14 protein-coding genes are annotated in these 13702 nt (G+C 37.4%); 10 read left to right on the top strand and 4 right to left on the bottom strand.

What is annotated here, in order from left to right:
- Positions 1-2 precede the first annotated feature (2 nt).
- A complete protein-coding gene (locus tag DCS32_RS12990) occupies positions 3-287 on the bottom strand; it encodes a 2TM domain-containing protein (RefSeq protein WP_108878664.1) in 285 nt (94 codons plus the stop codon).
- 161 nt (positions 288-448) lie between these two features.
- Here DCS32_RS12990 and DCS32_RS12985 point away from each other — a divergent pair, with 161 nt between their 5' ends.
- The 6 genes from DCS32_RS12985 (at position 449) to DCS32_RS12965 (ending at position 4663) form a co-directional block, all read left to right on the top strand.
- Complete coding sequence (locus DCS32_RS12985) at positions 449-613, top strand: Lacal_2735 family protein (protein WP_013752357.1); 165 nt, start codon at positions 449-451, stop codon at positions 611-613.
- An 83-nt stretch (positions 614-696) separates the two neighbouring features.
- Positions 697-870 carry a hypothetical protein gene (locus DCS32_RS16085; protein ID WP_162533657.1) on the top strand — a complete coding sequence of 58 codons (174 nt, stop codon included), beginning with the start codon at positions 697-699 and terminating at the stop codon, positions 868-870.
- 58 nt (positions 871-928) lie between these two features.
- Positions 929-2833 carry a DNA polymerase III subunit gamma/tau gene (locus DCS32_RS12980; RefSeq protein WP_108878663.1) on the top strand — a complete coding sequence of 635 codons (1905 nt, stop codon included), beginning with the start codon at positions 929-931 and terminating at the stop codon, positions 2831-2833.
- Between the two features lie 36 nt (positions 2834-2869).
- Entirely contained in the window at positions 2870-3451 is a 582-nt protein-coding gene (locus DCS32_RS12975; RefSeq protein ID WP_108879296.1) for a tRNA-(ms[2]io[6]A)-hydroxylase, read from the top strand.
- Between the two features lie 37 nt (positions 3452-3488).
- Entirely contained in the window at positions 3489-3737 is a 249-nt protein-coding gene (locus tag DCS32_RS12970) for a hypothetical protein (RefSeq protein WP_108878662.1), read from the top strand.
- A 20-nt stretch (positions 3738-3757) separates the two neighbouring features.
- Complete coding sequence (locus DCS32_RS12965) at positions 3758-4663, top strand: hypothetical protein (protein ID WP_108878661.1); 906 nt, start codon at positions 3758-3760, stop codon at positions 4661-4663.
- 323 nt (positions 4664-4986) lie between these two features.
- Here DCS32_RS12965 and DCS32_RS12960 read toward each other — a convergent pair whose 3' ends face one another.
- The 3 genes from DCS32_RS12960 to DCS32_RS12950 all read right to left on the bottom strand — a co-directional run bounded on the left by DCS32_RS12960 (position 4987) and on the right by DCS32_RS12950 (position 7451).
- Complete coding sequence (locus DCS32_RS12960; protein ID WP_162533656.1) at positions 4987-5511, bottom strand: TlpA family protein disulfide reductase; 525 nt, start codon at positions 5509-5511, stop codon at positions 4987-4989.
- Positions 5512-5625: 114 nt separating this feature from the next.
- Positions 5626-6702 (bottom strand): hypothetical protein, encoded by a 1077-nt coding sequence (locus tag DCS32_RS12955; RefSeq protein ID WP_108878659.1) that lies wholly within the window; start codon positions 6700-6702, stop codon positions 5626-5628.
- A gap of 83 nt (positions 6703-6785) precedes the next feature.
- Complete coding sequence (locus DCS32_RS12950; protein ID WP_108878658.1) at positions 6786-7451, bottom strand: Crp/Fnr family transcriptional regulator; 666 nt, start codon at positions 7449-7451, stop codon at positions 6786-6788.
- A 200-nt stretch (positions 7452-7651) separates the two neighbouring features.
- Here DCS32_RS12950 and DCS32_RS12945 point away from each other — a divergent pair, with 200 nt between their 5' ends.
- The 4 genes from DCS32_RS12945 to DCS32_RS12930 all read left to right on the top strand — a co-directional run bounded on the left by DCS32_RS12945 (position 7652) and on the right by DCS32_RS12930 (position 13647).
- The gene (locus DCS32_RS12945) at positions 7652-8203 is read left to right on the top strand and encodes a GNAT family N-acetyltransferase (RefSeq protein WP_108878657.1); all 552 of its coding nucleotides are present in this window, start codon (positions 7652-7654) and stop codon (positions 8201-8203) included.
- A gap of 381 nt (positions 8204-8584) precedes the next feature.
- Complete coding sequence (locus tag DCS32_RS12940) at positions 8585-8887, top strand: helix-turn-helix domain-containing protein (protein WP_108878656.1); 303 nt, start codon at positions 8585-8587, stop codon at positions 8885-8887.
- Complete coding sequence (locus DCS32_RS12935) at positions 8887-11958, top strand: Eco57I restriction-modification methylase domain-containing protein (RefSeq protein ID WP_108878655.1); 3072 nt, start codon at positions 8887-8889, stop codon at positions 11956-11958. Before DCS32_RS12940 ends, DCS32_RS12935 begins: the two co-directional genes overlap by 1 nt.
- Positions 11959-13647, top strand: coding sequence for a class I SAM-dependent methyltransferase (locus tag DCS32_RS12930; RefSeq protein WP_108878654.1), 1689 nt, complete (start codon positions 11959-11961; stop codon positions 13645-13647).
- The last annotated feature ends 55 nt before the right edge of the window (positions 13648-13702 follow it).

The following is a 13702-nucleotide window of genomic DNA, read 5'->3' as shown; positions in this document are numbered from 1 at the left end:
TTTTATTTAAAGTCCTCGTTACGAATGTACTCATCTATCTTACGTTTTTCCCAATCTTTTGAAAAGAAAGGATTCCAGCCAAAGGTCTTTGCAGCATGACTTAGTATCCCGATCCCCCAACCTGCGATAGGAAATATAGCCCAGAAAAAACCTGTGGTATAAAAGTTTAATATTAAGAAGAAACATACAAAGATGAGGTAGGTCCCTAGGTGGTTATAAAATTCTTTAAGCTCACTTACTTTTGCTTGTGCTCTGTCGTACTTGGTTTTTTGATTTGATGTGTTCATGACGTTTATTTTTTGTTTGATGATGTAAATATCATATCAAACCCTCTTTTTTAAAACTAGTACTTACCGAAGTGTAGAAATTCATTACTGAATTGTAAAACTCTCCTAAACTCGTTGACATCCTTTCTTATTAACCGTATCTTTATGTAAAAAAAGAAGCTATGTTCGGATTATTTAAAAAGAAAAGCGAAGTAGAGAAACTTCAGGAAAAACACAAAAAAATTTTAGAAAAGGCGTACCAACTATCTAAGAGTGATAGAAGTGCAAGTGATAGTCTATATGCAGAAGCTGCAGAGATTGAGAAGCAAATATCACAGCATTCATAATTTTTTGCGCAAATTGTTATCATATTGCTAACTAATTGTAAAAAAAATTATATTTTACAACTGCAAACAAAAACACTCGAAGTATGAAATCCCTATTCAACTCATCGCCAAAACTGAGGCGATTAATGGCATATCGCAGGAAAGCTATATGCAACGCAAAAAAATGGAGCACTAAAGATGAAATGGCTAGTCACAGCTACCAGATTATGGTGCATGTGATTGACCAGAAGCTCTCTGCACTTACTGTTAATAAATAAGCAATAAAGAGTCCATACTCACTAGCATAATTATACGTACCCCATTATATTTGTGAGTATGGAACCTTTTATAGTATCTGCCCGAAAATACCGTCCCACCACCTTTAAAGATGTTGTAGGACAACAGGCTATTACTAACACTTTAGAAAACGCAATACGCAACAACCACCTCGCTCAGGCGCTACTCTTTTGTGGTCCTCGTGGTGTAGGTAAGACGAGTTGTGCACGTATTCTTGCAAAGCAAATTAATACCGACGAAAATACAAGCCCAGATGAGGACTTCGCTTTCAACGTATTTGAGCTTGATGCAGCGTCAAACAACTCTGTAGATGATATACGTAGTCTTATAGATCAAGTACGCATCCCACCACAAGTAGGAAAGTATAAAGTCTATATTATTGATGAGGTGCACATGCTCTCTGCAGCAGCTTTTAATGCGTTTCTTAAAACACTAGAAGAACCTCCCAAGCACGCTATCTTTATACTAGCGACTACAGAAAAACATAAAATCATCCCTACGATACTTTCTCGTTGTCAGATTTTTGACTTTAAGCGAATTACAGTGACAGATGCTCGTAAGCACCTTGTACAGATTGCGCAAGAAGAAGGTATTGAAGCAGATGAAGAAGCTTTACACATCATTGCTCAAAAGGCAGATGGTGCGATGCGTGATGCATTATCCATTTTTGACCGCGTAGTGAGCTTTAGTGGTAAAACGCTTACGCGAAAGGCAGTTACAGAGAACTTAAACGTTCTAGACTACGATACCTATTTTACCACCACAGATTATCTACTTACAAATGATATCCCACAAGTACTGGTACAGTATAACGATATCTTGTCTCGTGGTTTTGATGGACATCACTACATAGCTGGTCTTGCTTCTCACTTTAGAGATTTGATGGTTTGTAAAAATCCGCCGACGATTCATTTATTGGAAGTAGGCGATACTACTAAGAAAAAGTACTACGAGCAATCACAAAAAACTGATATGGCTTTCTTAATGGAAGCTATCAATATCGCAAATGATTGTGATCTCAAATTTAGAACCAGCCGCAACCAGCGACTTCTTGTAGAACTTTGCCTCATGCAACTTGCCTCTATCACTTTTGATGGAGAAAAAAAAAATGACGGTCCGTTCTTAGTACCACCTTCTTATTATAAAGTAGATCATACACAGACTGGCGCTGCACCACAAACGCAAACGGCAGTTGCTCCAACTAATACTGCAGCTACACAAGCACCAAGTGCTACAAGTGCTGCACCAGTAGCAGCGGCTGCTACGCAAGCACCGAGCACTCCTACTCCACCGCCTACTGCACAGCAAAGTGTTCCTGTACAAGAAAATATAGCTGCACAAGCTTCAAGTGCTACGCAACCATCACAAGCACCAACGCAAAACACAGCTCCTACACAAAACACTGCAGCTACACAGCAAGCTGCTCCCGTAACACCACAAGCATCACCTACCACTCCTAGCGTACCAGAATTATCTTTGCGCAAGGATCGTGTGTCTGGGTTATCGCTTAAAGGCTTACAGAAGAAAAAGGAGCTCGAACTCAAAAAAGCAAACAAGAAAGTAGATATTGAAAATCTACCTACAGAACCTTTTACAGAAGTTGCGATGCAAGCTGCCTGGGCAGAGTATGTAAAGCGTCTCCTTGCAAAAGGAGAACGTATTATTGCCTCTAACCTAGAAGCAGATCAGCCGACTTTAAATGGGACTACTATTGAACTAGAATATCCTAACGAGACGATGAAAATTGAGGTAGAACGCGCTCAAGGGCCACTACTTGAATTTTTAAAACGTAGTCTTAACAATTATGATATTACTTTAGGAATTACAGTAAATGAAGAAGTACAGCGCAAATATGCGTATACTGCTCAAGAACGATATGATAAACTACGAGAACATAATCCTGCGCTAGATATTCTCAGGAAAACATTTGATCTCGACCTATAAAAAAAACACGCTATGGAAAATAAAGAAGCTATCCAGATGCTCCACCTTAAATTACCTACAGATCCTCGCTGGGTAAATATTGTAGAAAAAAACATAGAAGAAATACTTACGGACCACGCCTACTGCGAGCAGAAAGCTGCTTCAAGTGCGATTTCGTTTATCATAGGTTTTCCAGAATACACAGAGCTTGTGAGTGCAATGAGTGATCTTGCTATGGAAGAAATGAGCCACTTTAAAATGGTGCATGACATCATGGTAGAAAGAGGATTACACCTAGGTCGTGAGCGCAAAGATGCTTATGTGCACAAGCTACGCTTCTTTTTCCCAAAAGGAGGATCAAGAGTAGAGAGTTTAGTAAATAGATTATTGGTTGCGGCACTGATTGAAGGTAGAAGCTGTGAGCGTTTCCGCTTACTGTCTGAGGAGCTTGAAGATAAAAAGCTTGCGAAGTTTTACCGAAAACTCATGATAAGCGAGGCTGGACACTATACGATGTTCTTAAACTTTGCCCGCCAGTACGGAGACAGAGCAAAAGTAGATGCGAAGTGGCAAGAACTTTTAGATTTTGAAAAGCAAGTGATGAAGGATCTAAGTGTTACAGAAACCATACACGGATAATATTTCCACTAGTTTTCTCACCTAAACATAAGCTTATATGCGCATACGTATTCTTATCATTTCTTGTCTAGTAATGAGCTATATCGCTTGTAAGGAGAAAGCACCCGTACAAAAAGTTACCACACCTTTTGATTATCTACTAGGAGACTGGGAGCGCACTAATAGCAAAGGCGGCAGTGAGACCTTTGAACACTGGAAAACAGTTACGGCGACAGAGCTACGTGGTCATGATACTACGCCAGCTATCGATTATTCTAAAGTGAATAAACGAATTATAGTTATTTGACTTAATATTTAAATTAAAATATGATCATAACATATAAATTAAATGACTTTAATCTCGATATTGAACAACCCGTTTGGTGGGATGACATCCAATTAGGAGAGGAAATCACTTTAAGGAACTACTTATCATTTACAACAACTCTAAATAATTCAAAAGAATGGAAAAAAGCATTTAAAGCATATTTCTATTACGGACAATTGAATAATGAAGTTCCTTATAAATGGTCACAAATATGTTTGCAAGATCAAGTCGAAGAGCATGGAATAGCAATTCAAATATTTTTAGGAATAGTTAAGTATCTAAAAAAACATCAACCCAATGAATCCGATCCCATTACAAAAATTTATAAAGATTTAGGTGATTCATATCATGAATTAGGTGAAATAAAGCTTGCAATTGAGTACTATAATAAATCATCACAAGAAAATAACAATGCTAATTCACCTGGGAAATACTACGCTGATCAAGCATTTAAAATATCTCAAGAATTACAGCAACTTGAAGATAAAAGCAAATATGCCAAATTACTAATTGATTTTAAGGAGAATCTTATTCGCAGAAGCTTAGAGATAGAAAAGGATACAACGCTCAGAGAAAATATAGAAAATAAATTAACGGGGTTCATTGATTTTGAAGTACCACAGAAATTAACCAATTTTCAACTAGCATTTTTGGAAAAATTAAAGACTGATAGTGACCTCGAAATTCCAAAAATTATTACGCAAGAAATTAAATCCGAAGTACGAAAACAATTTGAAGAATATCATGAGAACCCTAATTTGGAATTAAAAATAATTCCGAGTCAAGTTACGTATCCAACAGAGAAATCTAACAAATGGAGTTTGCATTTTGATGGTACAGATTTCGAAATAGTTAGTGTATACTTTAAAAGATGGAATAGAATAGATATCAGTTTGAGTGACTAAAACAATCGATAATATGTAAAATGATATTCTTGCTTACTTTGTAATAACGCCTCTTGTGCTTGGAACGAAGACGAGGATACCGTTTTTAACGAGCGCATACGTCTTGTACAAAAGAAAAACGAGTGGCAACTACAGATAAGCGGACCTAATGAAACGCCTACGATTTTTAAGATCACCGAGAATGACGGTAAGTCATTTACAGCTGTAAATCCTGAGAATGAGTTTCCTAAGGTGATTACCTATTCTTACTTTGATGATGTGCTTACGGCAACCATTTCTTCAGAGGAAATGGAAATTCCGTTTATATTCTGGCGGGTAGAAGATTAATCTTTGGCGAGTAGGTTGTCTATAATGGTTCTTATGCTGTCGCTATTCCAGTTTGAGGCGCCTGTTTCTTTCACCACAATATTTCCTTCTTGATCTATGATGTAACTCGTAGGTATCGAGCGTTCAAAAAGTAGCTCCGGTGTTTCCATCGCAGGTAGTACTGCTGGGAGGTCTAGCTCTCTTTTGATCATAAACTTTTTGACTACTTCAGGATCTTCGTTTGTGATGAGCAAGAACGTCATTTTATCTCCATAATCTGCATGCAGTTCGGCTATAGATGGTAGTTCGGCAATACACGGAGGGCACCAGGTTGCCCAGTAACTTATAAAAGTGACTTTGCCCTTCCCTACGCCTACTTCGACTGGGATTCCTTCAAGCGAGCTTACTTTATAATCAAAAGACTGGAGTTGAGTTTGGTCCTTTTTCGCGAAAGCGGACGGAGAAAAAATCGCCACCTTCACCTTATTTATTGCCACTTGAATAGGAGTCCTCGTCTGCGGAATAATAAGCAGGAGAATCACAATGATGAACACTATATTTTGCCAACTAAATCTTTTTTTCTGAGCCATAGGGAATAAAAAAATGCGTGTGCACGATGAGTCGTACACACGCATTAAACTTACGTTTTTTTATACTTAATTACGAGTAACCGTCACAGGTTCTGATAAGTCAAAACAACCGCTTAGGTCATTTGCATTTGCACCCACCATAAGGCCGGTAAGTCCTTCCTCATAACGCAGGTACCAGATAAGGCAAACGCCCGTCCCAGCATCGTCAAAGTTTACACCCTCTACCGCAGCCAGTGTAGGTGGTAATCCCAGAATCTCTCCAGTATCTGTAGTGATCACCCAGCTATTTAAAGCGCCTACGCTCTCTCCCGTAAGACCTAGCCCGCTTACCATATCTGGTGTGCCGTCTACGGTAAAGGTAAAAGGACCTCCAGTAATTTCGGCAGCGATGGCCTCGTTACGTACTACTTCTACAGGTTCAGAAAGATCAAAAACTCCCGTAAGGTCATTTGCATTTGCTCCCACTTCCAGCCCTTCTAGTCCTGGCTCATAGCGTAGGTACCAGATAAGGCAGATTCCTGCTCCTGCATCGTCAAAGTTTACACCCTGCACTGCATCAAGCGTAGGTGGTAATCCTAAAATTTCGCCAGTGTCTGTGGTAATCACCCAACTATTCTCAGATCCTACAGAATCACCCATGAGTGATAAACCGCTCACCATATCTGGCGTACCATCTACACAAAACTCAAAAGGTCCTCCTACGATTTCGGCAGCAAGTGGTCCCGCGTTACGGTTTACGACAAGAAAGTTAGAGAGCTCAAAATCTCCTGCAAAGTCGTCAAGATTTTCACCCGTTGCTAGTCCGCTCAAGCCATCTTGATATGCAAGGTGATAGATGTAACAGGCACCCACACCAGCATCGTCAAAGTTTACACCCTCCAGCGCCTCCAGCGTAGGTGGGATTCCTAAGATGTTTTTAGAGTCATCTGTTACTACAAAAGTAGTCACATCTCCTACTAGTTCGCCAGTGAGTGTCACGCCCGTTACCATATCTGGTGCTCCATCTACAAAGAAGGTAAAAGGACCTCCTGCTAGCGTCCCAGCTTCTGGTGTGATTGCGTTTGTGGTCGTATCGTCGTCAGAGTCACACGATACAAGGATAGCTCCTAGAGCGAAGCATCCCATTAATAGTTGCTTTTTCATTATTGATAGTTTTTTTTGATTTATATGGTAAATCTAAAACCATCAAGATTGCTTAAATGTAAGCTAGCTTACATTTGGTGATTTTATGCCACTTTTATGCGAATTTCATTACGAGAAAATTCTAAAAACTGCGTCGCCTTAAGCTCGTTCATAATCGCATTAAGCGTAGGTCGTGAGGTGCCTATGAGACTCGCAATATCTTTTTGCGTGTAGGGATGTTTAATTACGGTATCACCCGTATTTGGGCAGCAGTAGCCATAATCTTCGGCTAGTTCTGTCATAAATTCCTTTACACGTGTGGTTGCATCTTTAAAGAGTAGCAAGTCCAGACGGCGTTCTAACTTTTTAAACCTGATCCCGAGAAATTTATACACCTTAAGACTAAAGCTGTGGTTATTGCGCATTAACTCCTGCATCTGGCACACCGGCACGGGGCATACCGAGGTTTTTGCATCTATAGACTGTGCAAACTCACTGCGCGACTCCTCCCCTAGTATTGCCTTCTCGCCAAAGAGTTCGCCCTTAGTAAGTATCGCCCGCACCACCTCCTTACCATCCTCTGCATAGTAGCCCAGCTTTACCTTACCCTTCTCTATCAAATACACCTTATTTGCCGCATCCTCCTCAAAGTAAATAAAGTCCTGCTTCCCGTATTGTGAGAAGTTATGCCGCTTTCTATACTGCTTTGTTTTATGGGGACACAACACGCTAAAAACATTTACATCTTCAAGAAACCAGATTTTTGACATAGCGCGTGTAGGATTTAATTGTTACACATCTGTCGGCAGCTGCTCTGTAACCTTACAGCCAGTAGGCGTTTATAGCATTGTGGGTGTAGAACGCTTTCGCGAAAATGTCTCGCGTTATATCCATATGCTTTTATGAGTAATGTGTTTAGTGGGTGGTTTTTTACAGTGTGACTGCTGCCGAAATAGTATCTTTAATACCCATGAATCACTTCCCACTAACCACCCAACGGATAACCCTACGCCCTATCACGATTGCAGATCTTGATGTGATACACAACTTGCACTCGCTACCAGAAACAGATGCATATAATGCACTTGGCATACCAGAAAGTATCACAGCAACCAAGGCGATTATCACTCCCTGGATAGCAGATAACAATCAAGAAAACATCACAAATCACACCCTTGCCATGGTGCGTAGCGAAGATCAAAAGTTTATAGGACTCTACGGACTGAAAATAGACAGCCCAAAATACCAAAGAGCCGAAATCTGGTATAAAATACACCGCGACTACTGGAACAACGGTTATGCTACCGAAGCAACGCTAGCTATCCTTGATTTTTCATTTGACACCCTACACCTACACCGTGTAACAGCTGGCTGCGCAGTACAGAATATAGGCTCTTATAAAGTACTAGAAAAAGTAGGCATGACTAGAGAAGGCAGATGCAGACAGATCCTCCCACTAAGCACTGGCTGGGCAGATAATTATGAATATGCCATCTTAGAAAGTGATCCCCGCAAGCGCTAGATATCACAGTACACTCCTACTCTATTTATAAAAAAACTACTTATTTTCAATTATTTGACTCCAAATGAGGATTACCGTATGGAAGTTTGGATTTGAGGTGGTAGATTAGTGGTTTGCTTGTAGGTATTGATTATTTACAGCAGTAAAGGGTAATCTATTAAAGCTCTTTTATGAACTGATATTCATTGGTTTGTAGTTGGGGTTTTGGTAGATTGCTTATATATTTAAGATGTACACTATCTGAAAAACCAGCCCACAAGGCAAAGAGTGCTATCGCACACATTGCTTCTTTTCCTACGCTAAAAACAACAATCTAAAATAGACAAAATACCTCTTGCTTTTATTATATTTGTCATTATTTGTCAAGTTAAGAAAAGAACAATGAATAAGTTTGGAAACCTTATCAGAACGAAAAGAGAAAAGCAGGATATGCTATTGCGACACCTTTCAGCAGAACTAGATATAGACACCGCTCAAATGAGTAAAATAGAAAGAGGGGAACGAACGGCTAAACGTGAACACTTACACCAGCTCATTAAAATCTTTAATCTTAACGAAGCAGACACAACAGCTCTTTGGTTGGCAGACCAGGTATATGCTGTAGTGGAGAATGAAGATGAAGCACTAAAGGCATTAATTGTAGCTGAAAAAGAAGTTAAATACCAAAAAAAAGGAACTAAATAATGGCGTATAAGATTTGCCAAAATATTGATGAGTGTAGAGAACAACTAATAGTTTTAGTTGATGCTTTTGGTAATGGGTATGCAGACTACAGGAAAGGTGCGTATAGTGAAGCTCAAGTGAGAATTGATTTCTTAAATCCCCTGCTTAAATGTCTTGGTTGGGATGTTGATAATGAAACACGTAAAACGCAACTTTATAGAGAAGTTATTCAAGAGGAATCTATTGATGTTGAGGAAGAAGATAAAATAACCAAAAAGAACCCTGACTATACTTTAAAACAGTTTGGACAACGTTCTTTATTCGTGGAAGCTAAAAAAGTTTCTATTAATGTTACAGCTGAAAAAGCACCTGCATTTCAAACAAGAAGATATGGTTGGAGTGCTAATTTGCCTTTTTCAGTGCTTACCAATTTTGAATACTTAGTTTTTTATGATTGTACTGTTAAGCCAGAATTAGAAGACCTTGCTTCTCACAATAGATATAAGTCCTTTTGCTACACTGACTTCCTTGATAACTTAGAAGAAATATATTCCCTACTATCATTTGAAGCTATCAAATCAGGTAGCTTAAGCAGTATAGATACTGGTGAACTTAAAGGTGAAGAATCCTTCGATAACCATTTCTTAAATCAAATAGAAAACTGGCGTCAAATTCTCGCAGAAAACTTGGTAGGGAACAATGCGGCCTTATCTCAAGATGATATTAATTTCCTTATCCAAAGAATGATAAATAAAATCATATTCTTGAGAATCTGTGAGGATAGAGAAATTGAGAAGTATGAGACATTAAAAAGCATTACCACTTATGATGAACTAAAGGAACTTTTCATTGCTTCAGACAACAAGTATAACTCTGGTTTATTTTCTTTCATTGAAGATGATTTGGCACAACAAATAACGATTGACGACCAAATACTAATTGATATTTTCTCCGAACTTTACTACCCTGTAAGTCCTTATGATTTCTCAGTTATAGATTCCGATATTTTAAGTCAAATATATGAGCAGTATTTAGGAAATAAAATTGAGTTAGCAGATGATTATTCAGTTTCAATAGTTCAAGAACCTGAAGTAGTTGCCTCCAATGGTGTAGTACCTACACCTAAAAGGATTGTAAAGCAAATAGTAAGCGAAACATTAGATAATCTCTATTTAGGTGCTGACTTTGAAGATTCTTTAGATTTTCGAATAGCTGATATTTGCTGTGGCTCAGGTACATTTTTACTGTCTGTATTTGATTACATTCTGCATTACCGTGAAGCATATTACTTAGACCAAGAAGAATTAAAAGATGATTGTTTAACAGAATTATCGGAAGGTCAATTCAGTTTATCTCTATCTGAGAAACATACCATACTTACAGATAATATTTTTGGTGTTGATATTAACCCTTATGCAGTTGAAGTAGCTCATTTTAGCTTGCTTCTTCGTTTGATTGAAAACGAAAATGCTGTTTCTATTCAAAGCTTTTTAGATAATACAGGTGAGAAAGTATTGCCTAACCTTGACGAAAATATCAAGTGTGGAAACTCGCTTCTTGATGACACCTATTTTGAGTTTGATGAAGATGCAGAGGATAATGATGATTTGCTTTTCAAAATAAACCCATTCAATTGGAGAGATGAATTTCCTTTTTTAGAAGATACTAATGGATTTAATGCAATAGTAGGAAACCCACCGTATGTTAGGATTCAAAACTTTGTGAAGTATTCACCCGAAGAAATTCAATATTACAGAAGTAAACTTTCCCCATATACATATACTAAAAAAGATTTGTTTGACAAATACTACCTATTTATTGAAAGGGCTATAAATCTACTTTGTGATGGTGGACGTGTTGGTTACATAGTACCTCACAAATTCTTTATTGTAAAAGGCGGTAAGAAGCTAAGAGCTTATATTACGAGCAGTATGTCCTTGGATAGAATTATTCATTTTGGAGTTACACAGCTTTTCCCAAACAGAAGCACATATACCGCTATTGTTGTTTTGGTGAAAGACGAAAAAGAAAATCTTGACTTTAGTAGAATAGATAATTTAGCTCCTACTGATATATTTCAAACTACACCAATTATCAATTATTCCAATACTAATTTTAATGCTGCACCTTGGGTGTTTGTATCTGAAAATGCAGATAAGCTATTCCAAAGAATTATTTCAAAAGGAACACTGCCGTTAAAGTCTGTTGCTGAAATTCCAGTTGGGTTACAAACCAGTGCTGACCCAATTTATATTTTCACGCCAACTAAAGAAGATGCTACTCACTTTTATTTTTCGAAAGGCGATACAGAATATAAAGTTGAAAAAGGAATATGCAAACCCTCATTATATGATGTTAGTTTCAATAGTTTTGACACTGTTTCGGCAAATGGTCAAATGATTTTTCCTTACACTATTGCAGGAGATACAGCAACAGTAATTAAAGAAGCTGATTTTAAAAATGATTATCCAGATTGTTGGGCGTACTTGAAACTATTTAAGGAAAAATTAGAGAAAAGAAGTATAAACGGAAAAAACCCAGTATGGTATCAATACGGCAGAAGCCAAAGTCTAACTAAATTCCACAACACAGATAAAATAGTATTTCCTGTTCTTAGTCAAGAACCAAGCTATATTATTGATGAAACAAATTTTCAATTTACAGGTGGTGGTAATGGCCCATATTATTCAATCACTTCAGAATCTAACTATTCAATTTATTACATAGCTGGTTTACTCTCTCACCCAGTTTTAGAAGCTATGGTTAAATCCAGAGCAAGCGAATTTAGAGGAGATTACTATTCTCACGGCAAGCAGTTTATTGAGAATCTACCAATAAGAGAAATTGACTTTGCTGATAAAGACCAGAAAAAAGCACATAATGCAATAGTAAGAAACGTAAAGTCTATTATAAAAACCAAGCAGAGTTTAAAAGCGGAAAGTGGATACGCAAAAAAGAGAATATTTCAAAGAAAAACAAACAGATTATACAACAAGCTATTCAATCAGATAGATGTCTTATATGGCTTCACTCAAGATGATATAGATTGCATAACAGGCGACAACTTATTTGTTGCACCAATAGAATTTTAAATGGCAGAGAAAGAACAACATATTGATTTTGATAAGCTAAGAGGCGGCTATTATACACCTTCTCCAATTGCTGAGTTCATTTGTTCTTGGGCAATCCAAAATGAGGACGATTTAGTATTAGAGCCAAGTTGTGGGGACGGAAATTTTATACAAGCAGCTATTGAGAGATTCGGTGAATTGGGTGTAAACGGTAATGAACTATATGGTAGACTAAGAGGTGTTGAGCTTATACCAGAGGAAGCAATAAAAGCTGCTAATCGTGCAGCTAATTTTGGTTTAAACAATGACACAATAGTAAATGATGATTTCTTTAGTTTTATTTCAAACCAAGAGAATGCTACATATAATTCAATAATTGGTAATCCGCCATTTATACGGTATCAGAATTTTCCAGCTGAACACAGAGATATTGCTATTAAAATGATGGAAGATATTGGCTTAAAACCTAATAAACTTACAAATATTTGGGTGCCATTCTTAGTGATTTGCTCTTCTTTACTTAATGAAAATGGTAGGTTAGGAATGGTTATTCCTGCGGAATTATTTCAAGTTAAGTATGCTGAACAAACAAGAGTATTTCTTTCAAATTTCTTCGAACGAATTACCATTGTAACATTTAAGAAATTAGTCTTTGACGGAATACAGCAAGAAGTAGTTTTATTGTTATGTGAAAAGTCAGTTCCAAATGCTCAGGGAATTAGAGTCTTACAATTAAACGATTTAGAAGAGCTTAATGATATTGATTTTGATGCGGTAGCAGAAACAGAAGTTGTAGAAATCCAACACGATACTGAAAAATGGACTAAATACTTTTTAAATCCAAGGGAGATAGATTTGCTAAGAGAAATAAAAGACAGTAACCGTATTCCTTTGGCTAATGATATATTAGATGCTGATGTCGGAATAGTTACTGGTCGTAATGAGTTCTTTATGCTAAAGAAATCTCAAGTTGCTGAATGGAAGCTACAAGATGTTACAACAAAAGTAGTCAGCAAGTCAAATCAATTATCAGGTATCATTTTCAACGATTCAGACTTTGATGAAAATGCTAAAAAAGATTTACCTAATAAACTCTTTTTACCAGAGAACACTGAGTTCAAAAACTTAGATAAGAATAGTAAAAGGTATATTAAATACGGTGAAGAAAAAGAGTTTCATACTGGCTATAAATGTAGAATTAGAAAGAAGTGGTATATCACTCCTTCTTTATGGATTCCTCAAGGTTTTGCCTTGAGACAAGTAAACAGATACCCGAAATTGGTGCTTAATCATGTTGAAGCTTCTTCAACGGATACAATACATCGAGTAAGGTTCTTATCAGACGAATTTAGTCCTGAAAGCATAGTTGTTTGTTTTTTAAACTCACTAACATTTGCTTTTTCTGAAGTCACTGGAAGAAGTTATGGTGGTGGTGTTATGACTTTTGAACCCTCTGAAATTGAAGAATTGCTCATTCCTGTTGTTGAAGAACACGGAATTGATGTAAACTTTATTGATGAGTTAATTCGTGAGGATAGAATTGAAGAAGTGTTAGACATTGTAGATAAGGCAGTTCTAATTGACCATTATGGTTTCTCATTAGAAGAAACGATAGAATTTAGGAACATTTGGAAAAAAATGTCTGACCGAAGAATAAATAGAGGTAAGTCTGCCAAATCAAAGCCTAAGAAGAAGGTGGGTTTAATGTAATGGAAAAGCCAACGCTTGTTCAAGCACATTTAAAGTTTGCTCGTGCCTCACAAAT

This window comes from Dokdonia sp. Dokd-P16 (assembly GCF_003095655.1).
In the GTDB taxonomy this organism is placed as follows: domain Bacteria; phylum Bacteroidota; class Bacteroidia; order Flavobacteriales; family Flavobacteriaceae; genus Dokdonia.
Note: the sequence above shows the minus strand (reverse complement) of the source record. Positions and strands in the feature narration are given on the sequence as shown.